A 23,519-nucleotide genomic window follows, 5' to 3' on the forward strand; every position below is an offset into this window, starting at 1 on the left:
ACGATATGAATATTAAATTAGACAATCTAAATCAGCTGATCGGCGCACGCATTCGCATTGAACGCGAGGCGCGCCACTGGTCGCTGTCCGATTTGGCCGAACGGGCGGGCGTCTCACGGGCGATGGTTCATAAGATCGAGCGCGGCGAGAGCAGCCCGACGGCGATGCTGTTGGGCAGACTGGCGGGCGCGTTCGGCCTCAGCATGTCCAAGCTGATCGCCCGAGCGGAAACGCAGGAAGGCCGGCTGCTGCGCCGGGAAGATCAACCTATCTGGGTCGATCCCGAGAGCGGTTACGTGCGGCGCCACGTGTCGCCCCGCACCGATTTGCCGCTCGATCTGGTGCGCATCGAACTGCCGGCCGGCGCGGCTATCCCGATGCCGGCTTCGGTGTACGCGTTCAAACGTCAGCTGATCTGGGTCTTATCCGGCGCACTGGTCTTTATCGAGGGTGACGCGCGCCATGAGATGGCCGAGGGAGACTGCCTTGAGCTCGGCCCGCCGGCGGACTGCCGATTTGAAAATCAGAGCGACCAACCGTGCGTGTATATGGTGGCGGTGCTGAGCGCCGCCTGACGGCCGTCTGTCCTAACCCTGCGCCGGGCGGTTATAGCCGGCGCGGAAAAACTTCTCCGCCAACCGGCTGTCGCCGCCGGAGAAGAACTCGCTCATCGGCTCGCTGCCAAGCCCATAGGCGCGGCTGAGCTGCCCGGCCTCGAACGCCGCCCGGTTCTCGTCGCCGCAGCGCTGCGCCAAATGGTGCGCATAGCCGAGCACGAAACCGCGCTTGTAGTCGGAGCAAAAGCGCGACAGCTCCGCCTCCGGTTTCAGGTTGTCCGCTTTTAATCCCGCCAACAGCCCTTTGCCAAAATGATCCCCCATCGGTTCCTCCTTATCACGCAATCGCTATATAACAAAATATACAGCGAATGGGCGAACGCGAACATACTCCCAAAGTTTTACTCGCCACATAAAAAAGGCCCGCCAAGCGAGCCTCGGCGAGAAGGCGCGATCACAGCGTGAAATTCAGCCCTTCGCTGACGGTGTTGCCCAGCGGCAGGCGGCCCGACGGCGCTTCTTTCTCCTGCAGGAAATCCGGCAGGCGGGATTTGTCGCCCGGTTTGCCGATCGCCACCATGGCGTGCACCGCATAGTCGTCCGGCAGCTGCAGCGCCGCCTTAATCTTGTCGTGGTGAATGCCGCTCATGCAGTGGGTCAGCCAGCCTTTCAGGTGCGCCTGATGCGCCAGGTTGGCCCAGGCGGCACCGGTGTCGAACGCGTGGGTCGGGTTGTCCACCAGCCGCTCGCCGTTCAGGCTGGTGGTTTTGGAGACGATCACCACCAGCGCCGAAGCGTGTTGCGCCCAGCCGCGGTTGAAATCGATCAGGAACTCCAGGTAGTTCTCCCAGCTGTCGGAGCCGTGCTTGCTGTAGGCAAAGCGCCACGGCTGAATGTTGTAGGCCGAAGGCGACCAGCGCGCCGCTTCAAAGAAGCTCAGCAGCGTTTGATCGTCGATGGCGTCGTTGGTCATCGCGCGCGGCGACCAGCGCTCGATAAATTGCGCGTCAATCGGGTAATCGGAGATTCTTGGCTGGCTCATGATAGGTTCTCGCAGTGAAGTAAAAACAAAAGTTCGCTGATATTCCCACAGCTTAGGACGGTAAAACTTTTATTTCGTGCCATTGTCCTGCGGCAATTCCTGCTGCAGCCAGGCCAGAAACGCCCTGACCGGCGGATGCCGCTCGCGCCCCGGCGCGCACAGTACGCTGTATGCGGCGCCCGGTACGCGCACCTCGGGCCGGTACGCCGCCAGCAGGCCGTTGTCCACCATCTCGGACACCATCACCGAGCTGGCGAGCACCCACCCTTGCCCGGCCACCGCCGCCTGCAGGGCGTAATGCTCCTCGTGATAGCTGCGCATCGCCGCATGGCGCCGCCACCAATCGACCCCGGCGGCCCGGCACCAGTCATGCCAGCCGCTGTCGTACAGCGCCGAATCCCCCCACTTGACGGTGATCAGCACCGGATTTTCCGGCTCGGCGGCGGCCAGCCCCGGCGCGGCGTAGACGCCAAAGCTTTCCTCCAGCCGCGCCGCCTGATGCAGCGCGGGATAGTGCGCGCGGCTGTAGCGCACCGCTACGTCCACGCTGGCGTCTTGCTGCAGATCAATCACCTCGGCGCAGGCCTCCAGGCGCACCAGATAGTGCGGATACGCCTGATAGAAGCGCCCCAAACGCGGCACCAGCCACAGCGCCGCGAACGAGTGCGTCACCGAAACGCACAGCGATCCTGCGCTGGGCTGCGGCCGCAGGCCTTCGAGCGTGGCGGCGACGTCCAGCAGCGCGCCGTGCACCCCGGCAAACAGCGTTTCCCCCTTCGGTGTCAGCCGCACGCCGCGCGGCACCCGCTCGAACAGCGCAAACCCCAACTGCTGCTCCAGCGCTTTGATCTGGTGTGATATCGCCGTCGGCGTCACCGCCAGTTCGGCCGCCGCCAGCTTGAAGCTGCGCAGGCGAGCGGCGGATTCGAAGGTGCGTAATGCGTTGACGGGCAGCGTGGCGAACATGGCGAAGCCTCTCCAGGTGAGTTGAATTCATCCTGGCAGAAAAGCCGTCATTTGTCGCCCGCCGGGGTTTGTTTCTAGAGTAGGGCTGAATTCATTTCACACAGAGGAATATGACATGAATGCAACTCATCAACCCAAGCGTTTGGCGGTGCTGGTCGGCAGCCCGCGCCGCGACGGCAACAGCGCCACGCTGGCACAGGCGATCATGGCGGGCGCCGCCGAAGCCGGCACCGTCGCCAACCTGCATTTTCTCGACGATTACCTGAGCGGTTTTCTGAGCGATGAACGCCATACGCCGCCGCCGGCCGATCGCTACGCCGAGCTGTTCCTGGAGCACTTCCTGCCGGCCGACGGCGCGGTATTTTGCACGCCGATTTACTGGTACGGAATGTCGGCGCAAACCAAGGCCTTTTTCGATCGCTCGTTCAGCTTCTATTCCAATGCCTACCCTCAGGCGGCGGACGTGCACCAACGCATGAGCGGCAAGCGCATCGGGCTGGCGGTGGCGTCGGAAGAGACCTACCCCGGCGCTGCGCTGGGCATCGTGCATCAGATCCAGGAGTTCAGCCGCTACACCCATTCCGCCTTCGTTGGGCTGGTGCACGGCGCCGGCAACCAACGCGGCGAGATCGCCCGCGATCCGCGCAACCCGCTGCGGGCCGCCCGCGAGTTGGGGCGCGAGTTCTTCACTCGCCCCTATTCGGATTATCAAATGGACAGCCCGCGCAGCACGCAGGTGTGGGCGGACTGACGCTTGAGTCTGCCGGCAAACCGCGCTGTCACCCTCCGGCGGCGATCGCCGCCAGCAGGTGACGCGCGACGCTTTCGGCGTGTTCCGCCACCTGCGGCAGCCCCATCAGTTCGCCGAAGCGGCCGCGCGCCACCGGGCCGGCCACCAGCAGGCGCGGGTTGGCCAGGCCGTCGCCGCCGATCGCCTGACTGTCAGCATTGACCCACAGCCCCAGCCCCAGCGGATCGGCGCGCAGCGCCCCCTGCTCCGCCAGTGAATGGAGCAAGGGGCTGGCGGCGATCAGGCTGGCATGGGCCGGGCCCGTGGTGATCAGCAGCCGCTGCGCCTGCAGCGCACGCTCTGCGCCTTGGCGCGGCAGAATCGTCAACCTTACGCCCTGCGGCGTTCGCTCCGCTCTACGCAAACGAGCGGCCAATACCTGCAGCGTGCCCGCCGCCTGTTGCTCCGCCAGCAACGTGCTCACCTGCGGCGCAAGGCGATAGCGATGCACGTCCCAATAGGCGCGCAAATGCCGCAGAAAGCGCTGCTGTTCGGTCGGCGTCAACGCTTGCCACAGGCGCTGCCCCTGGGCGCGCACTGCGTCCAACACCGCCTGCCACGGCACCCGTTGCCGAGCGGCGCGCGCCACCTCAAGGCGCACCTGCCGCACCCCATCGCGCAGTCCGGCGGGCGGGGCAAACGACCATGTCGGGTACTCCCCTTCGGCATTGGGGCGCGGCAGCAGGCCGTGACGAGAGAAGGCGGTAATCGGCCCGCGATGCCCGCGGCGGTGCAACGCCGCCACCGTATCGGCCATCGTTAACCCAGTGCCGACGATCGCCAACGCCTCACCGGGTTCAACTTCGTCCAGCGCCTCCGCCGCCCAGGGATTGGCGATCAGACGCGCATCGCGCGCCAGCTCCGGGGCGATCTGCCGCGGCAGCGCGGGCGGCGGATGGCTGGTCGCCAACACCACATAGTCGCCCCACAGCCGTTCGCCGCCCGCGGTGATGACGGTCGCGCCCTGCGCCTGCGGCTGCAGGTGCAGCGCCCGATCGCGCAGGTGCCGCAAGCGGGCCCGGCCCGACTGCGCCGCCTGATGGAAACGTTCCTCGACATAGCGGCCGAAGGCGCCGCGCTGCGGATAGGCTTTACCGTCGCGCCACAACGCCTGCGGATCGGCCGCCAATCCGCCGCCCAGGCGATACCAGCGGTCAAAATCCCCCGCCGGCTCATCCGCCAGCTGCATCCGATCGGCCGGGACGTTGATGCGGTGGGTCGGTTCAGTGGTCGAGTAGGCCACGCCATAGCCCGGCGCCGCGCGCGGTTCGATCACCGTGACATCCACCGCTCCGCGCGCCAGCTGGATCGCCAGCGCCGCGCCAGTGAAACCGCCGCCGATAACGATAATATGGGCACGCTTCGCCATCAGCCCTCCCGCTGTACCGGGCCGGGACGACGATCGCCGCCGATGGTTTCGCCGAACGGGCCGGTATTGATCGTGCGGGCCGTCTGATGGGCCGGCTGCGCCAGCGGCAACAGCGGCATCACCAGTTCGGCGAAGCGGTGGGCCTCTTCCAGATGCGGATAGCCGGAAAGGATGAAATTGTCGATGCCCAGAGCCTGATACTCGCGTATGCGCGCCGCCACCTGCTGCGGATTGCCCACCAACGCGGTGCCGGCGCCGCCGCGCACCAGGCCGACGCCGGCCCACAGGTTGGGGCCGATGCGCAGACTCTCACGCGAGCCGCCATGCAGCTCGCTCATGCGGCGCTGGCCGGTGGAGTCCATGCGCGCAAAGATCTGCTGCGCCGCCGCGATGGTGTCGTCATCCAGATGCGCGATCAGGCGCTCAGCCGCCGCCCAGGCTTCGTCTTCGGTTTCGCGCACGATAACGTGCAGGCGAATGCCGTAGCTGAGTTTACGTCCCTGCCGCTCGGCGCGCTGGCGCACCGCCGCCAGCTTTTCCGCCACCTGAGCCAGCGGCTCGCCCCAGGTCAGGTAGGTGTCGATCTGCCCGGCGGCGATGTCGATCGCTTCCGGCGAGGAGCCGCCGAAATAGAGCGGCGGGCCGTTTTCCTGCACCGGCGGGAACAGCAACTCGGCGCCTTCGACGCGAATATGCTTACCGCTGAAATCCACCTTCTCCCCTTGCAGCAGCCGTTGATACACCGTGAGAAATTCCTGTGTCACCTCGTAGCGTTCGGCATGGCTGAGGAAGATGCCATCCCCTTTGTTTTCCACCGGATCGCCGCCGGTCACCACGTTGATCAGCAGGCGCCCGTCCGACAACCGGTCCAGCGTCGCGGCCATGCGCGCCGCCAGGCTCGGCGGCTGCAGGCCGGGGCGCACCGCCACCAGATAGCGCAACCGACGGGTGATCGGTGCCAGCGCCGCCGCCACCAACCAGGAATCCTCGCAGCTTTTACCGGTTGGGATCAGCACGCCGTAATAGCCGAGGTTATCGGCGGCCAGCGCCACTTGCTGCAAGTAAGGCAGGTCTACCGGGCGCCCGCCCTGCGCCGTGCCCAGATAGCGGCCATCGCCGTGGGTCGGCAGAAACCAGAAAACGTTGATGCGTTCTTTCGCTGACTCAGTCATTTATGCTTTTCCTATATAACTATTCTCAATATTTATCGATAGAAAAATCTTGCTTGGTTATAAAACGAAAAGCAGGATGCATGCCACAGTAGCGGATTTTAAAAAGCAATACATATCAATGCGTTGAAAAGACATTACCGCCCGAGCGCTGCTGCATTGGCAGCAGGCGGCGGCGAAAAGCTGTTGCCAATGCAGCACCATGCGCCTTTTACCCTCTCGCGGCCGCTCATGGGCTGGGATAAGATTTTTTTCCCCCTTCGCCGTCAGCCAGGAGACGCCCATGTACGATCCCCAACCGTTCGCCGCCGACAAACCGGTGCTGATCGATCCGGCGTCGCTCGCTCTGCAAAGCGTGCTCGATCGGCTGGCCCCCACCGACGCCACCGTACTGATCGTCGGCGAAACCGGCACCGGCAAAGAGGTGGTGGCGCGCTATCTGCACCACCACAGCGCGCGCCGCCATCGCCCTTTTTTGGCGGTCAACTGCGGCGCGCTGACGGAAAGCCTGGCGGAAGCCGAATTGTTCGGCCATGAGAAAGGCGCCTTCACCGGCGCCGTCGGCACCCATCAGGGCTGGTTCGAAGCAGCGGAAGGCGGCACCCTGCTGCTGGACGAGATCGGCGAACTCAACCTGTCGCTGCAGGTCAAGCTGCTGCGCGTGTTGCAGGAACGAGAAATCACCCGCGTCGGTTCGCGCAAACCGCTGAAGATCGATGTGCGGGTCATCGCCGCCACCCACGTCGATCTGGCCGGCGCAATCCGCCAACGACGCTTCCGCGAAGATCTCTATTACCGGCTGAACGTCGCGGCGGTGACCTTACCCCCGTTGCGCCAGCGGCCGGAGGACATTCCGGCGCTGACCAGACACTTTCTTGCGCTGTACGCCCGCCGGCTGGGACGGCCGCCGCTGCAGTTGACGGTGGAGGCGCAGCAGGCGCTGCTGGACTACCCCTGGCCCGGCAACGTGCGCGAGCTGGAGAACACGCTGCATAATGCGGTCTTGCTGAGCCAGGAGGGGCCGATCGCCCCGCAGCAACTGCGGCTCACGCAACGCCTGACGGATCACGGCGGCGGCGGTGACGACGCCATCGATCGCTTCGTGCAGCAGCAGTTGCAAGGCGACGGTACCCAGCTCTACCAACGGGTGCTGGATGCGCTGGTGCGCAACGCCTTCGAACGCAGCGGCGGCAACCAGGTTCAGGCGGCGGCCTTGCTCGGCGTCAGCCGCAATACCCTGCGCACCCATTTGGCGCATCTTGGCCTGATCAAACCGCGCCGCCACAGCGCCCGCGCGCCCGCGCATTCGCCGGCCATCAGCGCAGCGCCGCTGCCCGAACGCGAACTGCGCATCGGCTATCAAAAATTTGGCAACCTCGGCGTGCTCAAGGCGCGGCAAAGCCTGGAACAGCACTTCGCCGCACAGCGCATCAGCGTACTGTGGAGCGAGTTTCCCGCCGGGCCGCAGCTGCTGCACGCGCTCGACGGCGATGAAATAGACTTCGGCACCACCGGCGAAGTGCCGCCGATCTTCGCGCAGGCGCAGGGCAACGCGCTGGTGTATGTCGGGTTTGAGCCGCCGGCGCCGCAAAGCGTGGCGATGGTGGTGCCGCAAGACAGCCCGATACGCAGCGCCGCCGATCTGCGCGGCAAACGCATCGCGCTCAACAAAGGCTCCAACGTGCACTATTTATTGCTGCAGATGTTGGACGAACAGGGACTGATGTTGAACGATGTGCGCATCGTCTATGCGCCGCCGAAGTATCCGCTGTCGGCGACCGACCTGCAGGCGGTGGACGCCTGGATGATGTGGGATCCGCTGCTCAGCGACGCGCAGCGCAGCGGGGAACTGCGCGTGATCGCCGACGGCACCCAACGGGTGCTCAATCAGCAATTCTATCTGGCGCGCCGCGAGTTCGCCGAGCGCTCGGGCGATCTGTTGCAGCCACTGATGCAAGCATTGCAGCACACCGGCCGCTACATTGCCGCGCAGCCGAAAGAAGCCGCTCGTCACCTTTCCGACGAACTGGGGCTGGCGAGCGCCTCGCTGGAACTCGCGCTGTCGCGCCGCAGCCACGAGATCCGCGCCATGGATTTGCAGGTGATCCGCCAGCAGCAAAGCATCGCCGACCGCTTCTACGCCCTGGGGCTGTTGCCCAAAGCGATCGCCGTGCGCGAGGCGGTTTGGCCGCTGGGATCTTAGCCTGGCTTCGGGGGGGCGCAGCATCGGCCGCCCTTTTTCCTCTGCGCACAAACTCATACCGCCGTCGGAGCCGGGCGGTAATGCCAATGCCGCAAAGACATTTTTAGGTAAAATATACCGCCGATGTCAGTGCTAGGATTAATTCGCTATCATTTTATGTGCACTTTCAATTAACGTTACCCTGTTATTTTCGCATTCGCCGGTCGTCACGACCGGCTTTTTTATTTCCCCGCCTCCCCTGCCAAAAATATCGTTTTTTGGTAAAAAAAAGCGCGCCAGGTAGGATTACATAGCAACTGCATGGCCTTATTTCCCGTGTAGGGCCGTGCATCTCAGAGAGATTGTCGATGTTTCATTGGCCGGCGTTAATCGCCGGCTTTTTTTATCTTCATTTCATGACGCCTGCGCGTCGCAGGCCCCACGACTTATTGCCAAAGAGAATGCGCGCATGCCGAGTCCATTGTTCCGTGAGATAACACTTTTCGGTAAAGACAAATCCTCAACGCGCGCTATTATTTAATTGTAGTGTTGTCATACCTATTGAATACCCCATGCTTACCGACCCTCGCGGTCGGTTTTTTTCTTCTTCACCAACCGTTCCGTTGGCGGAAACAGGCTTATGGGGCGTTGACGGGAGGGCGCCATCAAAATATCGATGGCATAACCCAAGCTTTCCGTTGTGGTCAGGCAACCTGCTGCCACGCGCGATAAACAGAGCTCATTTTATCGCGATGAAATACCACATGCTGACGTTTTCCTTTTCACCTGGGCAGTGATCGTGAATTTTAAAGATTACGCTTTGCGTGATGAAGATATCCAGGGAAGCCAACACCCCCTCATAGAGTGATAGGATGAACTCGTTTTCGCTCATCTTTTTTTCATTGCGTCTGATCGCAATGTACTTTGCCGATGCGTTGTACAGGCTACAGGTTATTGGATTCTTTACGTTTACCTTCATCTGCCCCCGGCTGATTACCGGCGAAAGCAGTTGCACGATCCTTTTATTCTCGTAATACTCATGCAAATTCAAGTACACGATGCTGCTGGGGAAAGGCTCTTTATCGAAGCCAATAATCGGTTGATAATTGAGAAAAGGCCAATCGCGCAGGGTTCTGAATGTTCTTGGCGGGCAACCGAATTGATTTGAAAACGCACGGCTAAATGATTGCTGAGAACTAAATCCGGAGAGCAACGCGATTTCATAGATCTTCATATCGGTACATTTCAGCAATAACGTCGCGCGGCTTAGTCTGCGCTTTCTGATATAAGTCCCTATCTTCATCCCTTCATACAAATAGAACATCCGCTGTAAATGCCCGATGGAATACCCTGACTTAATGGATAGCGCCCTTATTGATACATGGCTTTGTGTATCAATGGCTTTTTCAATGATAGCGATTATCTCATCTAAAATATTGCGTCTGAACTTGTTAGAACAATCCATAGTAAAGCCTGTCATCTTGCTATTTTTATTATTGAATGCATCTCTCTTCTTGCGGAACCAAAAGCTGTCCGGCTTGCTTTCTTTCGAAGAATGGCATTCCCATATCCGTTTAAATATATCCACGCATCACGTTGCACAAAAATCATTTCCAGGGCGAAAGATGCCGATTCCCCTCTCGCACAAGATGAGATTCACAAAGAAGTCGTGTGGAAAAACGCTGATAAACCACGGACGCCAAGACAGAAAACGCTCAGCGTTTATTCTGCCTCAAAAAACGCAGGCCACAGCCAGAAGATAAATAGCAAACGCTATTTTTCGTGAAAATACCCCCCTCATACGCCTCCCTGAATGTCATTATCCTTGATACCCCCTTGGATTAACCATTATTTAATTGCGCAATCCCCTGTCTGGCCTATTTGCCGCTTAACCACCCACTCTTAAACATAGAATAGTTAATTATTTCGATTCGAAAAGATGTTACTGTCAATAAATTGACAGCCATATAGAGTTTTTATCTATCAATGAGCAAAAAATGTGCTCCCACCACCTTAACTCATTCATATAAATTTATAAAAATCAATAAATTAATATACTTAAAATGTATCCCTGCACTTTCTCCTTCTTCGCCATACGCTGCTATTTGGTAAATGACACTTTTAAGTACATTTTTTTTAATTTACCGCGTTAATATTGCAAGCGTTCTATACTCAGGATATTGCCTAAAAGATCGGATGAATTGGGGGCTTATCGCTGAATACCGATAACGCGTTATTTTACCCAACGCAACCATTAGGCAGATAACTAAAAGGGAGCTCCTGCATGTTTATAACCAAAGTCATTGAGGAGCTGCTCGCCTGGGTGGAAGAAAGTGGGTTCAATGAGAAGCTCACCGTTGAGATGCTGTCAGAAAAAAGCGGATATTCACGCGGGCATATCCAAAAAGCGTTTAAAGATGAAACAGGGATGACTTTCGGGAGCTATGTGAGGGGCAGAAAACTCATTCGCGCCGCATTTATGTTGAAAGCGACGAACCTCTCTATTTCCGATATCGTTAAAGCGCTGAACTTTCAGTCATATCAATCCTTTGAACGGGCGTTTCGCAAGCAATTCAGAACCTCGCCGATGCAGTATCGCAAAAGTAAATCGTGGGACGTGTCCTCCGCCATCCCATTGCTGTTTCTCGACGGCATTCCCGAGCATCGCTATGTGCACCTGCCAAAATTTTTCGACGATTCTGGGGATGGCGTTGATGCAGAGATAGATCACTTCCATCCTGCGGTTTCCGCGCTGCGATTGGCGGCAATTGATAACATGAAAAAAACGGACAGCGGCGTGATTAACTTTTTCAATTTTGGCGCGAGCATCAAGAAAGAGAATTACGTCAGCATCTATTTGAAGACCCTCTATATTTCTGAAGAAGACTGTCTTGGCAGCGTGCTTGCCTCTCTGGCCGACGCCCAGGGAAAAAAAGACATGCAACTTTATGCAGAGTTCTGTTTTGACGGCGCAAGCGATGAGGCGCAAAAATTCACGCAAAGCATCTACACCAAATCATTCCCGATAAATAAAGTTGGCATGATCGATCGCTTTCTCATTGAAATTATCACCCCCAAAGACGGCGATAGAATAGAGATGAAGACCTATATCCCCATTGTCTTCCCGATCAAACACAGAGAGAAAGAGGTAGCGCCAGGGCCAGCGCGGTAACCCTGTCACTATCGGCGTTGCTATTTATTAAAAAGGGTAATTATTTATATTAGACAATAAAGAGTTATGATGAATTTACACACAAAACCACTCATTACCCACTCGCTGCAAAGCGCCAACTTTAAGACTTATCTAATTGGAAAACACGTCAATATCGCCCTGAAGATCACGCCAAGATGAGTTCTTATCGTCCCCACAAGGAATCACCGCTTATCCGTTAAGCGTTGACTTCGATATGACTTACATACCAAAACCTTAAATATCAACGTGTTACCCACATTTGCTTTTTGTGCGGCCGATTGGATAACTTATTGTTTTTATTATATTTGTGCTAAATACCCCGCCTGAGCGCAACCGGCATTTTTCGCTTTATCCCGCCCGCACGCTTGTAGACATCCCCAGGTAGTGACGATATTTTATTTCCACGAGACTTATTTTTACGGGTGCTATCAATATGCCTTAAACAAGAATAAAGCGCGTCAGGAAAATAGAATTATGAGTATTCAATTATGGTCTAAAAACCTAAAAAAACACTATCCTAATGTTAATGTTGAAAAAGTCACCGTCGGCGAACGCGGGAAAGGTTATATTGTCTATGTCGATGGGGAAAGAATGGCATTAAATCATTTTTTTCGCCGCTTCTATCGACACAGGCTTGATAAAGAATGACGTTTCACCCTGAACTCAACGCAGGGTAAACCTCTACGCAACCTCGTGATTAAAAGCAATTTCGCATTCATCATCACTCTAAATAATTAGTCCAGAGAGGCTCTTTCATTCAATGCGTTTATCACTGCAATAAAATATCGGATTGCCCAGCGCACCCAAAAAACCGTATCTCTGCGAGACGGTTACAACCCGGGATTAAATAAAAATGTTGATGGTTATTTTTATCGCGCGCGTTCTGTCATCGCCCAATAAAAACCCCTTATCTTGGTCTGGCGACTGATCCAAGCCGCAATGGCCACTGTTGAAATGGATATCAAAACGACAACTCAATGCCCCTAAAGCGTTAAAGAATAAAAAGTCTCAAGGCGGGAAATGCCTTGCCTTTCGCGCCGGCATTTTACGCGTTGGCAGCGATGGGATGGTGATCCAATGTGGATTTAAAAGTCAAAGGAAAACATATGATTAGAACATCGTTTGGTAAGAGAGCCGCAATAATCACGTTCTTTTGCTTGCTGGTTTTTTCTGGCGTCGCGTTAACCGTGGGGGGAATTTGGCTGATCGCCCTCGGCGGATCGTTCTACTATGCCATTACCGGGATAGGCTACATCGCCGCCGCAGTGCTGGTCCTCAAGCGCAGCAAATCGGCTTGTTACTTAACCGGCCTGCTGTTTTTGATGACGGTGCTGTGGGCGCTTTGGGAATCGGGGCTTAACTACTGGGCATTGTTCCCTCGCCTGCTGGTGCCCGCCGGCCTCTCTATTATCGCCGCGTTTTTACTTCCCTCGTACCTGCACGGCGCCAAGAGTCAAAAGCAGGCTTACATCGCCGGTTCGGCATTATCCGTGGCCTTTGTCGCTTTCTTTATCGGCGCCTTCTTTCCCCATGGCGAAATTACCCCTGCTGGCGACGTGACGTTTATCGAGAGCAAAAGCGACAATGCGCCTGCCGATTGGAGCGCCTATGGCCGCACGACGGAAGGAACGCGCTACGCGCCGTTCAATCAGGTGAACCGTTCAACCGTCAAAGATCTGAAACTCGCCTGGGTGTATCGCACCGGCGATTTCCGGCCGGGCGTGGACCAAAATACCCCGCTCGCGATTGATGATGTGGTGTATAGCTGCACGCCCAACGGTCTTATCACCGCTATCGATGCCGATACGGGTAAAGCGCGCTGGAAATTTGACTCGCATTCCACCTCCCCCGTTTGGCAACGCTGCCGCGGGCTTGGCTACTACAAAAATGAGGATGTTGCGCCAGGCGCTCTGTGCGAGAAAACGATCGTTCACACCACGATCGATGCCCGCCTCATTGCGCTGGATGCCAAAACGGGCCAGAAATGCCCCGCCTTCGGTCAAAACGGTGAGGTGAATCTCGGCCAGCATATGGGGGAAGTCAAACCGGGTTATTACTTCCAAACCTCGGCGCCGACCATCGCCAGAGGGAAGATTATCGTCGGCGGCTGGGTTATCGATAACGTAATGAAAGGCGAGCCTTCCGGCGTCATCAGGGCGTTCGACGCCAAAACCGGCGAGTTGGACTGGGCGTGGGACTTAGGCAATCCGGGCATCACCAAGGCGCCGCCGGCCGGAAGCACCTATACGCGCGGCACGCCGAATATGTGGACCACCGCCGCCTATGACGACAAATTAGGCTTGTTGTATGCGCCGCTTGGCAATGCAACGCCCGACTATTACGGCATGAATCGCCCGGAAAATTCGGATGAGTACAACTCTGCCCTGGTCGCCATTGATATTGAAACAGGTCGTGAGCGCTGGAAATTCCAAACCACGCATCACGACATTTGGGATTATGACCTCGCGTCCCAACCCGCGCTGGTAGACGGTTTTGATGAGCAACATCGCCCGGTGCCCGCCCTTTTGCTCGGCACCAAACGCGGGCAGATTTTCTACCTGAACCGGGAGACCGGCAAACCGCTGGCGCAGGTTGAAGAGAAAGCCGTGCCGACCCAAGGCGCCGCAGAGGAAGAGCGCCTCTCGCCAACCCAGCCGTTCTCCGTCGGCATGCCGACCATTGGCGCCGAACGCCTGACCGAAGAAAAAATGTGGGGCACCACCCTGTTTGACCAGATGGCCTGCCGCATCCTGTTCAAACAGATGAATTACCAGGGCGACATGACCCCGATAGGCACCCGCCCAACGCTCGAGCAGCCCGGCAATTTAGGCGGACTCAACTGGGGGAGCATGTCGATTGATCCTGTGAACCATATGGCTTACATGAACGATGTGCGCATCCCGAATGTGTTTTGGTTAGTGGCGCGCGACAGCTATGAACGCGTCGCGAAGCAGTACCCGCAAAAAGTGATCGATGGCCACGGGCCTTCCCCCATGATCGGCACGCCATACGGCATGATCACGTTGATGTGGATGTCGCCGCTCGAAGTGCCTTGCAACCAACCCCCTTACGGCACGATCACCGCCGTCGATTACAAAAATAAAAAGATCGCCTGGCAGATACCGGCCGGCACCGCCGAAAAAATGGGGCCGCTGGGCATCAGATCGCACCTGCCGATGCCGGTTGGCATGCCCACCTACGCGGGCACCATGACGACCGCCGGCGGCCTGGTCTTCTTCGCCGGCTTCCAGGACTATTATCTGCGCGCCTATAACAGCAGCACCGGCAAAGAAGTCTGGAAATATGCGCTGCCGGTCGGCGCGAGCGCGACGCCGATGAGCTACGTTTCGCCTAAAACCGGCAAGCAATACATCGTTATTGTGGTCGGCGGCGCCGCGCATTCGTCAGAAACCGGCGATTACGTGATGGCGTTTGCGCTGCCTTAACCCTTTGCCCCGTTTGCCTGCGCCATCACACAGGCAAGCGGGGGCGAAGACCGGCCTTGCTCAACTGCGCTTTCTTTATCGACAGCGGCCGCCGTGGCCGCTGTTCAGCCTTGGCCGACGAGCCGCCTGAGGGGCGGCATGCAGAAAAACCGTTTGATAACGGCGAGAAAAATTAAATCCACAAAAGGTTCACGATGGAAACATTCTTCACCATATTGATCTTATTGCTCACCGTCTCGTTGTCCGGCGTCGTGACGCGCATATTGCCCTTCCAAATCCCGCTTCCGCTGATGCAAATCATCGTTGGCGCCGTGTTGGCCTGGCCGCAGTTTGGGTTGCATATCGACTTCAATCCCGAGCTTTTCTTGATGCTGTTTATTCCCCCGCTGCTGTTCGCCGACGGTTGGAAAACGCCGGCGCAAGAGTTCATCCATTACGGCAGAGAAATCCTTTGTCTGGCCCTGGTGCTGGTGATCATCACGGTCGTCGGGGTGGGTTATCTGATTCACTTCCTGCTCCCGTCAATCCCCCTCGCCGCCGCGTTTGCCCTGGCCGCCGTTCTGTCGCCAACGGACGCCGTGGCGCTGTCCGGCATCGTCGGTAAAGGACGCATGCCCAAACCCGTGATGAGCGTAATTGAAGGGGAGGCGCTGATGAACGACGCCTCCGGGTTGGTTTCCCTCAACTTCTCCATCGCTGTCGCGCTCGGCGCGATGGCGTTTACCCTGGAAAGCGCCTTTCTGACCTTTCTTCAGGTATCGATTGGCGGGGTGCTGTGCGGCATCATTATTGTCTTTCTCTATAATCAAATGGTTAAGTTCATCCATAAATGGATGTATAACGATTCCGCCACCCAGATTATTTTCTCGCTGTTACTGCCCTTTTCCTGCTACCTGATTGCGGAAAGAATCGGCGTATCCGGCATCCTGGCCGCCGTCAGCGCCGGCATGATGATTGGCCAATCCAAAGTGAATCGCAGCATGCCGCTGGTGCGTTTACGCACCAATAATATTTGGGAAATGCTCGAGTTCGTGTTTAACGGCATGGTGTTTATTCTGCTTGGGCTGCAGCTGCCGGGCATCTTGAACTTCACCGTGGCGCAAACCGGTATCGATCATTCCATCAGCCTGGAGACGCTGCTGGCTTACGTGGTGATCATCTATTTTAGTTTGATCGCCGTGCGTTTGATTTGGCTGTGGCTGATGAAGGTCGGCAGCGCGACCCTGATGCGCAAAGATCCGCTGTTATTTTCGAAATTCAGCACGCGCGATCTGTTCGTCGCCGCCTTTGCCGGGGTGCGAGGGGCAGTGACCCTGGCGGGCGTGCTGTCAATTCCGCTGTTTCTATTGGATGGCTCGCCATTCCCGGGGCGGTATCAGCTGGTGTTTATCGCCTCGGGAGTCATCTTGCTGTCGATCGTCGTCGGCATCGTCACGCTGCCCTTCCTGTTGCGCGGCAATCTGCCGCCGGAAGAAGATCAGGAAGAGGCTTTCTCCGTTTCAGAAGCCTTGGCGAGCGCGGCGACCAAGGCCGTCAACGAAACCAAGGAAAAGCTGCTCGTCGCCCCGCCGGACGACGCCACGCCGGAACTGATTGAAGAAACGACGCGGCGGATGCTGGACGTGCTGCAACGTAAAATTCTGACCAAAGAAGACGTTAAGAATATCGTGGCGCTGAAGCGGCTGGAAAAGCAGCTGTACTTAGCCTCGTTGCACGCGGAAAGAGAAGAGCTTTACCGGCTGCGCCGCATGAAGAAAATCAGCCATGAGAAACAGAGAAAGCTGCTGCATCGCATTGATATTACTGAGGTGCTGATCGCTGAAGACAGCGTTTAAACGAGGAGATGAAGGCGGTTCGCCCCCCACCTTCGGCGCGCGGTTGCCGGCCCAACGCCGCAATCGCGCACCGCAATCGAACGGGAGCTCACGCCACGCCCGCCGTTCGGCTATCTGTGGTACCACGCCTTGAAATACTTCAAAAAGCTGTAGGACACCGCGTAAACGCCGGTCACGGCCCCGACCCGTCCCGCTTTACAGGCGCCGCTGAAAATGTACCACTTGAAAAATGCGCCGATGGCGCTAATCACCCCTCGGAGAATCGATGGCCTTATCGCCTTGTATTTCACCACGCGCGCCGTATAGCTGTTCAGCTTGGCAAACACTTCCTCGATTGAGAAAAAAGTGTCGTGTTTAACGTGCCCGGCCAGTATCAAGGTGGATGCGCCCCCTTCCGCCGCATCATCTACCGGCGCATCATTGAACTTCACCACCTGGCGATGAAAAAAGCGAATGGGGAAATCCGGTGACGAGACGGGATAAAGCGTTCTGACCGCCTGTCCCAACACAAACCAATCGCGACGAATGCGATAGGCGTTATTTTTGTCGGGGCCTGGGGTGCGCTTGAAAAGCCGCATCGCGTCAACCGCTTCATCATCCATGATCTCATCGCTGTCCAGGCACAAAACCCAGTCATGTCGCGCGCGGGATATGGCGTAATTCATTTGCCGGCCATGGGTTTCAAACGGGTGATAAAGAGGCTTGATATTGAAGTCGTCGCAAATGGCCAAGGTGCCGTCAGTACTGCCCGAATCCACCACGATGATTTCATCGGCGAACGCCGCCACAGGTTGCAACACGTCACGCAGCAGGCGCGATGAATTAAACGTCAATAAACACACGGAAATCCGGTTACAAAAATCCATTTTACAATCCACGACACTGAGAAAATGCAGTCCATGCCAAAAACGGCAGGCGCGCCGTGCAAAAGCGCGCACCCAAAGCGCTTCTCCTGCCCCGAGCGCCTCTTCAATTAAGTATTTAGAATATTGGCTGCCCTGTCATGCCCTGGATGATGGCATCTGACTATTTCATCAATTTCAATAAAATCAATGATTAACCTGAATTAAGCTCGGGCGTTCACCGCACCGGCTCACGCGCCGGCGGGCACCGAGCGCGAGAGCGGCGCTTGGCGGCGCTTTGGTTTTGTTATAACGTATCAAAAAAAGCAAAGGGAAGACGACGATGAAAATCCAGCTGTCGCTGCTGTTTCTCAGCCTGTTGGCCGGCAAGGCTGCGGCGTTTCAGTCAAAAGTGCCCGAGCCGCGCACCGAACAGGCGCGTGCGGCGGAACAGAACATCGAAAATCTGTTTTACGGCTTTCACGCTATGGACGCCCAGCCGGTGAATATCGGCCGCTGTGAGGCGGTGCCGGTGGCGGGATGTCAGTGCGCCTTCTGCACCCAGCTGCGGCAGGCCGGGCGCTGACGCTTTTATTCCAGCGCATACTGCACGATCAGCTGCCCTTTCTTCATCTTTACGCCGGTAATCGCGATCGCGCCCACCTCGCCCAACGTGGCGACATGCGTGCCGCCGCAACCGTAGGCGGGCAGATCGCCGAAACCGATCTGGCGCATCCCGTCCACCGCCTGTTGGCGACGCGGCAAATCGGCGGCGATCAGGCGCGCCAGCTCCGCGTGTAAAAACGCCGCCTCCAGCGTCTGTACGTCCGGCCCCGGCGTGAACGTGATGCGCCCTTCTCCCGGCCAATGATGCGCTTTCATCGGCCGCCAACCGCGGGTTTCCCCCAGCCAGCCGATCAGATGGCCGCCGGAGTGCCAGCGGGCGTGCAGCCGGCGTTGCGCTTCGTCGACCTGCATATTGACCGGCCCGATCGGCAGCGGCGCCGCGGTATAGTGCAACACCCTATCCCCCTGCTGCTGCACCCGCAATACGGCGACGCCGTTCAACGCTCCCACGTCGGCCGGCTGCCCGCCGCCCTGCGGGTGAAACAGCGTGGCGTCCAGTTCCACGGCGTAAGCGCCCGCCTCGGCCGGTTCACAGCTCAATACCTGCGCCTGGCCCTGTAAATCGTCGCTGTAGTAATAACGTCGCTCGGTCATCATTTTTCTCCTCGGTTCGAAGAGCCATTATATTCATGTCATAATCGGAGCATAATCCGTCGCCATCACAATGGACCTTTGCGTCATGAGCACAAATCTTTCTTACGCGCTGTTGGCCGAAATGGCCGTTTTCGTCCAGGTCGTGGAGAGCGGCAGCTTTTCCGCCGCCGCCCGCAAACTGGGCGCTTCACCTTCCGCCGTCAGCCGCAGCGTGGCGAAGCTCGAACAGGCGCTGGCGCTGCAGCTGCTGCATCGCACCACCCGTAAACTGCGGCTGAGTGAAAGCGGCGAAGAGGCGTTTGCGCACTGCCGCACCCTGCTGGCGGCGGCCGACGCGGTGATGGCGATCGGCGGGCGCGGCGCCGCAGAGCCCGAAGGGCTGGTCAGCGTCAGCGTGCCCAAGGCGGTAGGCCGTTTCGTGCTGCATCCGCACATGCCGGCGTTCCTGCGCCGCTACCCGAAGGTGGACGTGAGGCTGCGGCTGGAAGATCGTTATATGGATCTGATCGACGACCGCGTCGATCTGGCGCTACGCATTACCGATCGCCCGTCGCCGGGCTTGATCGGCCGTCAGCTGATGCGAATAGACCACCTGCTGTGCGCCACGCCGCACTATCTGGCGCAGCACGGCGCGCCGCAGCACCCGCACGATCTGGCGGCGCACAGCTGCATCTATCTGGGAGAAACGCCGAGCGACGCGCAATGGAAGTTCCGCCGCAGCGGCAAAACGGTGACGGTCAACGTGCGCGGCCGCTACGCCGCCAACCACACCGGCGTGCGGCTGGACGCGGTGAAACGGCATATCGGCATCGGCAGCCTGCCGTACTTTACCGCCCGCCAGGCGCTCGACGAGGGCGAGATCGTGCAGGTACTGCCGGAATGGGATTTCCTCAGCAGCTATCACGGCGGCCTGTGGTTGCTTTACGCGCCCAACCAGTATCTGCCGCCCAAACTGCGGGTGTTTATCGACTATCTCGTCGCCTGCCTGGCGCAGGAGCCGCAGCTAAAGCGCCTTGCGTAGCGTGATGTTGATGCGGTGCGGCCCCACCAGCGAGTGGTAGCCTTCCTTGACCGGCAGGATGCCGTGGAAACAGAGCCGCGACGGGCCGCCCCACACCACCACGTCGCCGTGCGCCAATGGGATGCGCCGCGCCCGGTCGCTGCGTTGCAGCCCGCCGAACTGAAACACTGCCGGCAACCCGAGCGACACCGAGACGATCGGCGCGCCGAAGTCGTGCTCGTCTTTATCCTGATGCAGCGACAGCTTGCTGCCCGGATCGTAACGGTTCATCAAACAGGAATCCGGCACGAAGGGGCCAAAGCCCGCCTGCTGCGCGGCTTCGTCCGCCAACGCCATCAGAATAGGCGGGATCGGCGGCCAGCGTTTGCCGCTGCGCGCGTCGCGTTCCGAGTAACGGTAGCCGCGGCTGTCGCTGGTCCAGCCGTTGCCGCACCAGCTCATCGCCACCGACATCACGTGCCCGCCGGGGGTGGTCAAATGCTGCCACGGCACCTGCGCCACCACGCCCTGCACCGCCGCCAGCAGTGCCGGCCCGTGATCGCGCACAAAGCCGTGCATCACCACCGCGCCGGGGGCGATCTCTTCACGCCACGGCGGCGGCAGCGCGTCTTCAAAAAGATCGATTGTCATCGCCAAAACCTGTATGAATACACAGTATTCATTGTAACCCGCCGCCGCCGATTGTCCAGCGCCCGGCTGCGCCATTGTCGTTGGCGGCAAATTTCTCTACAGTAGCCGCCATAAAATCAATCACTCACCAGGAATGCGTGTGATTAAGGGCATCACTCTTTCGGTCGTCGCCTCCATCTTGTTCGGCGCGATGTATTACTTCACCTCTACCCTCACCCCGCTGAACGGCGAACAGGTCTACGGCTGGCGCACGCTGCTGACGCTGCCGTTCCTGACGCTGTTCATGGCGCTGTCCGGCGATTGGCGCAAGGTGAGCGACACGCTGGTCGGGATAGGCCAACGGCCGCCGCGTCTGCTGGGCCTGCTGCTCACCTCGGCGCTGCTGGGGGTGCAGCTGTGGCTGTTCCTGTGGGCGCCGCTGCACGGCAAGGCGCTCGACGTGTCGCTCGGCTATTTTCTGCTGCCGCTGACCATGGTGCTGGCGGGCCGTTTGATCTACCGCGATCGGCTGTCGCTGCTGCAAAAACTGGCGGTGGCGTGCGCCGTGGCGGGGGTGGGCAATGAGCTGTATCAGGCGGGCGGCGTATCGTGGCCGACGCTGGTGGTGGCGCTGGGGTATCCGCTCTACTTTATTTTGCGGCGGCGTTTCGGCACCGACAATCTCGGCGGCCTGTGGTGCGAGCTGACGCTGATGCTGCCGGCGGCGGCCTGGTTCGCCTTCGGCGACGGCGGCGCGGCGGCCCTGCAGATCAATGCCGAGCTGTATTGGCGCATTCCGCTGCTCGGCGTCATCAGCGCCGTGGCGCTGGTGTGTTACATCCTCGCCAGCCGCATGCTGCCGTTCAGCCTGTTCGGCCTGCTGAGCTATGTGGAACCGGTGCTGCTGGTGCTTGTCGCGCTGCTGCTCGGCGAGAGCATCAGCCAAAGCGAATGGCCAACCTATCTGGCGATCTGGCTGGCGGTGCTGCTGCTGGCGGCGGAGGGCGCGCGGCACCTGCTGCGCCGCCAGCGGGTCTGACTCAGGCGGCCAGCGTGGCGCCGCCGTCGATCACGATGTCCTGCATGGTGATGTGGCTGGCCAAATCCGAGGCCAGAAACAGCACCGCGTTGGCGATTTCGTCCGGACGCGCGATTTTACCCAGCGGGATCCCCAGCTTGAACATCTCGGGGAAGCCGGCGATGGTGCGTTGCTGCGCATCGTCGGTCTGCCACATGCCGCGCTGCATCGGCGTGTCGGTCGAGCCCGGCGACACCAGATTGCACCGCACGCCGAACGGCGCCATCTCCAACCCCACGCAGTGGTTCAGGCTGGTCAGCGCCGCCTTGGAGGCGCAGTAGGCCGCCATCTGCGCGCGCGGCACGTGCGCGGCGTTGGAGCCGATGCTGACGATCGCCCCGCTGCGCTGCGCCTTGAAGTGCGGCAGCACGGCGCGGAACAGGTAAAACGCCCCCGAGGCGTTGACGTTGATGCACTGGTGCCAGTCATCCACGCTCAGATCTTCGGTATTGCCCATGCGCAGAATACCGGCGGCGTTGACCAACACGTCCAGTCGCGGGTTCTCCGCCAGCTGTTGGCGGCACACCGCCTCCACCTGCTCCGGCCGGCTGATGTCCAACGTCACGCAGGGGTAAGGCAGATCCGGATTGGCGAATTCTCGGTCAAACCCCACCACCTCGGCGCCCTGGGTTAAAAAGTGGCGGGCGATCTGCTCGCCGATGCCGCGCGCCGCGCCGGTCACCCACACGCGTTTGCCGGTGAAATCCATCTGAATGCTCATGCGCGCACCGCCATCCGGGCGCACCGCCGGGTCATGTTGTTGTTCATCGTTGTCTCCTGCGAAAGGCTATGACGCGGCGCGGACTGCGCCGCAAAGAGGCCTACAGCGCGCCGCTGTTCAGGCCGAAAGCGTTGAGCATGGTGCCCAGTTTGGCGGTGGTTTCCATCCACTCGGACTGCGGCGTCGAGGCGGCGACGATGCCCGCGCCGGCGAACAGCCGCACCCGGTTGCCGCGCAGCAGCCCGCTGCGGATGACGATCGCCCACTCGCCGTCGCCGTTGGCGTCGCACCAGCCGACAATGCCGCTGAACAAGCCGCGATCGTGCGGTTCCAGAGCGGCGATCAGCTGGCGGGCGCTTTCGGTCGGGAAGCCGCACAGCGCCGGCGTCGGATGCAGCAGGCAGGCCAGCTGCATCACGTTGAGATTCGGGTTCAGCAGCTCGCCGCGAATGCGGGTGGACAGGTGCCACATGGTGCCGGTGCTGAGCAGCGACGGGCCGCTGGGTACGCTCAGGGTGGCGCACAGCGGCGCCAGATGCCGACGAATATCGTCGATCACCAGCTTGTGTTCGTATTTGTCTTTGGTCGAGCGCATCAGGCGCTCGCTGCCGAGGCGATCCTGCTGCGGATCGTCCTGCCGGCGCGCCGAGCCCGCCAGCGGATTGGTGTGGATCTCGCCGCCCTGCTTGCGGATCAGCAGTTCAGGGCTGGCGCCGATCAACACGCTGCCATCGGCCAGCGGCAGGGAGAAGTGGTAACCGGTCGGGTTCTGCACCATCAGGTTATTGAGGATCCGGTGGCCGGCCACCGGTTGTTCCAGCTCGATATCGAGGATGCGCGACAGCACCGCCTTGTCCAGCTTGCCTTGTTTAAAGCGGCTGACCGCTTCCGCGACCGCGTGTTTGAATCGCGGTTCATCTGGAATACTGGTGCAGGCGACCAGGCGATGCGGCTGTTGCAGCATCGGGCGCGCGGCGCGGATAAAGCTGTCGTTGGCGACGAATCGGCTTTCTTCAGGGATATACAGGCAGGAAGGCCGGCGCGTGTCGAACGGAATGGCGCCCACCACCACCGGGGCCGCCTGGCCGGCGGCTTTGGCGCGCGCCAGCGCCTGGCGAATATGCTGCGCCAGCGCGCTGCCTTCCTGCTCGCCGCCGAACGCCGGCGTCTCGATACGCTCAAACACGCCATCGGCGGAGAGGGAACGGAATTCTGACCGGTACAAAAAGGTCGATTGTTCGGCGTACTCAAACCCGGAGAAGGTTTGGTTTTCTGTCGTCAGTGTCGCCACAAGACCACTCCTTTGTTGCGCCTCACCAATGATAATGTTTATGCGAATAATTATCATTAGCTGTAAAGGGTGGGTAAATTACACCGGATCCCCACCGTCGGTCAATCTCCGATGAATGAATCTTTCCGCACGCCGCGGCAAATTCGCGTTACGCCACAACAAGAAATAACACACTGTTATTATTGTG

21 protein-coding genes are annotated in these 23,519 nt (G+C 59.2%); 10 read left to right on the forward strand and 11 right to left on the reverse strand.

Features of this window, described 5'->3' with window-relative positions; translation table 11 throughout:
* Window positions 1-5 precede the first annotated feature (5 nt).
* Window positions 6-575, forward strand: coding sequence for a helix-turn-helix domain-containing protein (locus tag ACMGG9_RS15005; protein WP_033651830.1), 570 nt, complete (start codon window positions 6-8; stop codon window positions 573-575).
* A 12-nt stretch (window positions 576-587) separates the two neighbouring features.
* Here the strand turns inward: ACMGG9_RS15005 and ACMGG9_RS15010 are convergent, their stop codons facing one another.
* The 3 genes from ACMGG9_RS15010 to ACMGG9_RS15020 form a co-directional block, all read right to left on the reverse strand.
* Window positions 588-881, reverse strand: a complete 294-nt coding sequence (locus ACMGG9_RS15010; RefSeq protein WP_033643690.1) for a DUF2623 family protein — start codon at window positions 879-881, stop codon at window positions 588-590.
* A gap of 130 nt (window positions 882-1,011) precedes the next feature.
* Window positions 1,012-1,599, reverse strand: coding sequence for a nitroreductase family protein (locus tag ACMGG9_RS15015; RefSeq protein ID WP_033643691.1), 588 nt, complete (start codon window positions 1,597-1,599; stop codon window positions 1,012-1,014).
* Window positions 1,600-1,668: 69 nt separating this feature from the next.
* On the reverse strand, window positions 1,669-2,565 hold the full coding sequence (locus ACMGG9_RS15020) for a LysR substrate-binding domain-containing protein (RefSeq protein WP_033643692.1): 897 nt from the start codon (window positions 2,563-2,565) through the stop codon (window positions 1,669-1,671).
* A 115-nt stretch (window positions 2,566-2,680) separates the two neighbouring features.
* Between ACMGG9_RS15020 and ACMGG9_RS15025 the strand changes: the two genes are divergently transcribed.
* The gene (locus ACMGG9_RS15025) at window positions 2,681-3,316 is read left to right on the forward strand and encodes a flavodoxin family protein (protein ID WP_147879967.1); all 636 of its coding nucleotides are present in this window, start codon (window positions 2,681-2,683) and stop codon (window positions 3,314-3,316) included.
* A 28-nt stretch (window positions 3,317-3,344) separates the two neighbouring features.
* On the opposite strand, the gene ACMGG9_RS15030 is transcribed toward ACMGG9_RS15025, so the two are convergent.
* Together ACMGG9_RS15030 and ssuD are read right to left on the reverse strand one after the other, a co-directional pair.
* Window positions 3,345-4,724, reverse strand: a complete 1,380-nt coding sequence (locus tag ACMGG9_RS15030) for an FAD/NAD(P)-binding protein (protein ID WP_414161525.1) — start codon at window positions 4,722-4,724, stop codon at window positions 3,345-3,347.
* A complete protein-coding gene (ssuD, locus tag ACMGG9_RS15035; protein WP_033643695.1) occupies window positions 4,724-5,896 on the reverse strand; it encodes an FMNH2-dependent alkanesulfonate monooxygenase in 1,173 nt (390 codons plus the stop codon). Before ssuD ends, ACMGG9_RS15030 begins: the two co-directional genes overlap by 1 nt.
* Window positions 5,897-6,176: 280 nt before the next feature.
* Between ssuD and ACMGG9_RS15040 the strand changes: the two genes are divergently transcribed.
* Entirely contained in the window at window positions 6,177-8,096 is a 1,920-nt protein-coding gene (locus tag ACMGG9_RS15040) for an aliphatic sulfonate ABC transporter substrate-binding protein (RefSeq protein ID WP_414161526.1), read from the forward strand.
* Between the two features lie 718 nt (window positions 8,097-8,814).
* Here the strand turns inward: ACMGG9_RS15040 and ACMGG9_RS15045 are convergent.
* Window positions 8,815-9,663 carry a helix-turn-helix domain-containing protein gene (locus tag ACMGG9_RS15045; RefSeq protein WP_414161527.1) on the reverse strand — a complete coding sequence of 283 codons (849 nt, stop codon included), beginning with the start codon at window positions 9,661-9,663 and terminating at the stop codon, window positions 8,815-8,817.
* Between the two features lie 696 nt (window positions 9,664-10,359).
* On the opposite strand from ACMGG9_RS15045, the gene ACMGG9_RS15050 reads away from it, so the two are divergent.
* From ACMGG9_RS15050 to ACMGG9_RS15065, 4 genes are all read left to right on the forward strand, one after another.
* The gene (locus tag ACMGG9_RS15050) at window positions 10,360-11,247 is read left to right on the forward strand and encodes a helix-turn-helix domain-containing protein (RefSeq protein ID WP_414161528.1); all 888 of its coding nucleotides are present in this window, start codon (window positions 10,360-10,362) and stop codon (window positions 11,245-11,247) included.
* A 495-nt stretch (window positions 11,248-11,742) separates the two neighbouring features.
* Entirely contained in the window at window positions 11,743-11,916 is a 174-nt protein-coding gene (locus tag ACMGG9_RS15055; protein ID WP_153297017.1) for a hypothetical protein, read from the forward strand.
* A gap of 458 nt (window positions 11,917-12,374) precedes the next feature.
* Window positions 12,375-14,714: a membrane-bound PQQ-dependent dehydrogenase, glucose/quinate/shikimate family gene (locus ACMGG9_RS15060; RefSeq protein WP_116286324.1), complete on the forward strand. Its 2,340-nt coding sequence runs from the start codon at window positions 12,375-12,377 to the stop codon at window positions 14,712-14,714.
* Window positions 14,715-14,908: 194 nt separating this feature from the next.
* Window positions 14,909-16,549, forward strand: coding sequence for a Na+/H+ antiporter (locus tag ACMGG9_RS15065; protein ID WP_016927100.1), 1,641 nt, complete (start codon window positions 14,909-14,911; stop codon window positions 16,547-16,549).
* Between the two features lie 110 nt (window positions 16,550-16,659).
* On the opposite strand, the gene ACMGG9_RS15070 is transcribed toward ACMGG9_RS15065, so the two are convergent.
* Window positions 16,660-17,415 carry a glycosyltransferase family 2 protein gene (locus tag ACMGG9_RS15070; RefSeq protein ID WP_414161529.1) on the reverse strand — a complete coding sequence of 252 codons (756 nt, stop codon included), beginning with the start codon at window positions 17,413-17,415 and terminating at the stop codon, window positions 16,660-16,662.
* 319 nt (window positions 17,416-17,734) lie between these two features.
* Between ACMGG9_RS15070 and ACMGG9_RS15075 the strand changes: the two genes are divergently transcribed.
* The gene (locus tag ACMGG9_RS15075; RefSeq protein ID WP_015378427.1) at window positions 17,735-17,977 is read left to right on the forward strand and encodes a hypothetical protein; all 243 of its coding nucleotides are present in this window, start codon (window positions 17,735-17,737) and stop codon (window positions 17,975-17,977) included.
* 5 nt (window positions 17,978-17,982) lie between these two features.
* Here ACMGG9_RS15075 and ACMGG9_RS15080 read toward each other — a convergent pair whose 3' ends face one another.
* Window positions 17,983-18,612, reverse strand: a complete 630-nt coding sequence (locus tag ACMGG9_RS15080; RefSeq protein WP_033651838.1) for a serine-tRNA(Ala) deacylase AlaX — start codon at window positions 18,610-18,612, stop codon at window positions 17,983-17,985.
* Between the two features lie 85 nt (window positions 18,613-18,697).
* Here ACMGG9_RS15080 and ACMGG9_RS15085 point away from each other — a divergent pair, with 85 nt between their 5' ends.
* Window positions 18,698-19,633 (forward strand): LysR family transcriptional regulator, encoded by a 936-nt coding sequence (locus tag ACMGG9_RS15085; RefSeq protein ID WP_089191989.1) that lies wholly within the window; start codon window positions 18,698-18,700, stop codon window positions 19,631-19,633.
* Here the strand turns inward: ACMGG9_RS15085 and alkB are convergent.
* The gene (gene alkB, locus ACMGG9_RS15090) at window positions 19,616-20,263 is read right to left on the reverse strand and encodes a DNA oxidative demethylase AlkB (RefSeq protein ID WP_033643703.1); all 648 of its coding nucleotides are present in this window, start codon (window positions 20,261-20,263) and stop codon (window positions 19,616-19,618) included. The genes ACMGG9_RS15085 and alkB overlap by 18 nt on opposite strands.
* Window positions 20,264-20,402: 139 nt before the next feature.
* Between alkB and rarD the strand changes: the two genes are divergently transcribed.
* Window positions 20,403-21,281 carry an EamA family transporter RarD gene (rarD, locus tag ACMGG9_RS15095; protein WP_033643705.1) on the forward strand — a complete coding sequence of 293 codons (879 nt, stop codon included), beginning with the start codon at window positions 20,403-20,405 and terminating at the stop codon, window positions 21,279-21,281.
* Window position 21,282: 1 nt separating this feature from the next.
* Here rarD and dhbA read toward each other — a convergent pair whose 3' ends face one another.
* On the reverse strand, window positions 21,283-22,041 hold the full coding sequence (gene dhbA, locus ACMGG9_RS15100) for a 2,3-dihydro-2,3-dihydroxybenzoate dehydrogenase (protein ID WP_039565253.1): 759 nt from the start codon (window positions 22,039-22,041) through the stop codon (window positions 21,283-21,285).
* A 100-nt stretch (window positions 22,042-22,141) separates the two neighbouring features.
* On the reverse strand, window positions 22,142-23,332 hold the full coding sequence (locus ACMGG9_RS15105; RefSeq protein WP_122016247.1) for an isochorismate synthase MenF: 1,191 nt from the start codon (window positions 23,330-23,332) through the stop codon (window positions 22,142-22,144).
* Between the last annotated feature and the right edge of the window lie 187 nt (window positions 23,333-23,519).

This window comes from Serratia sp. BNK-10 (assembly GCF_047456065.1).
Taxonomy (GTDB): Bacteria; Pseudomonadota; Gammaproteobacteria; order Enterobacterales; family Enterobacteriaceae; genus Serratia; species Serratia ureilytica.

Coding starts and splice junctions, on each gene's coding strand:
- ACMGG9_RS15005 (WP_033651830.1), top strand. CDS start 6: ATGAATATTAAATTAGACAATCTAAATCAGCTGATCGGCGCACGCATT.
- ACMGG9_RS15010 (WP_033643690.1), bottom strand. CDS start 881: ATGGGGGATCATTTTGGCAAAGGGCTGTTGGCGGGATTAAAAGCGGAC.
- ACMGG9_RS15015 (WP_033643691.1), bottom strand. CDS start 1,599: ATGAGCCAGCCAAGAATCTCCGATTACCCGATTGACGCGCAATTTATC.
- ACMGG9_RS15020 (WP_033643692.1), bottom strand. CDS start 2,565: ATGTTCGCCACGCTGCCCGTCAACGCATTACGCACCTTCGAATCCGCC.
- ACMGG9_RS15025 (WP_147879967.1), top strand. CDS start 2,681: ATGAATGCAACTCATCAACCCAAGCGTTTGGCGGTGCTGGTCGGCAGC.
- ACMGG9_RS15030 (WP_414161525.1), bottom strand. CDS start 4,724: ATGGCGAAGCGTGCCCATATTATCGTTATCGGCGGCGGTTTCACTGGC.
- ssuD (WP_033643695.1), bottom strand. CDS start 5,896: ATGACTGAGTCAGCGAAAGAACGCATCAACGTTTTCTGGTTTCTGCCG.
- ACMGG9_RS15040 (WP_414161526.1), top strand. CDS start 6,177: ATGTACGATCCCCAACCGTTCGCCGCCGACAAACCGGTGCTGATCGAT.
- ACMGG9_RS15050 (WP_414161528.1), top strand. CDS start 10,360: ATGTTTATAACCAAAGTCATTGAGGAGCTGCTCGCCTGGGTGGAAGAA.
- ACMGG9_RS15055 (WP_153297017.1), top strand. CDS start 11,743: ATGAGTATTCAATTATGGTCTAAAAACCTAAAAAAACACTATCCTAAT.
- ACMGG9_RS15060 (WP_116286324.1), top strand. CDS start 12,375: ATGATTAGAACATCGTTTGGTAAGAGAGCCGCAATAATCACGTTCTTT.
- ACMGG9_RS15065 (WP_016927100.1), top strand. CDS start 14,909: ATGGAAACATTCTTCACCATATTGATCTTATTGCTCACCGTCTCGTTG.
- ACMGG9_RS15070 (WP_414161529.1), bottom strand. CDS start 17,415: ATGGATTTTTGTAACCGGATTTCCGTGTGTTTATTGACGTTTAATTCA.
- ACMGG9_RS15075 (WP_015378427.1), top strand. CDS start 17,735: ATGAAAATCCAGCTGTCGCTGCTGTTTCTCAGCCTGTTGGCCGGCAAG.
- ACMGG9_RS15080 (WP_033651838.1), bottom strand. CDS start 18,612: ATGACCGAGCGACGTTATTACTACAGCGACGATTTACAGGGCCAGGCG.
- ACMGG9_RS15085 (WP_089191989.1), top strand. CDS start 18,698: ATGAGCACAAATCTTTCTTACGCGCTGTTGGCCGAAATGGCCGTTTTC.
- alkB (WP_033643703.1), bottom strand. CDS start 20,263: ATGACAATCGATCTTTTTGAAGACGCGCTGCCGCCGCCGTGGCGTGAA.
- dhbA (WP_039565253.1), bottom strand. CDS start 22,041: ATGAGCATTCAGATGGATTTCACCGGCAAACGCGTGTGGGTGACCGGC.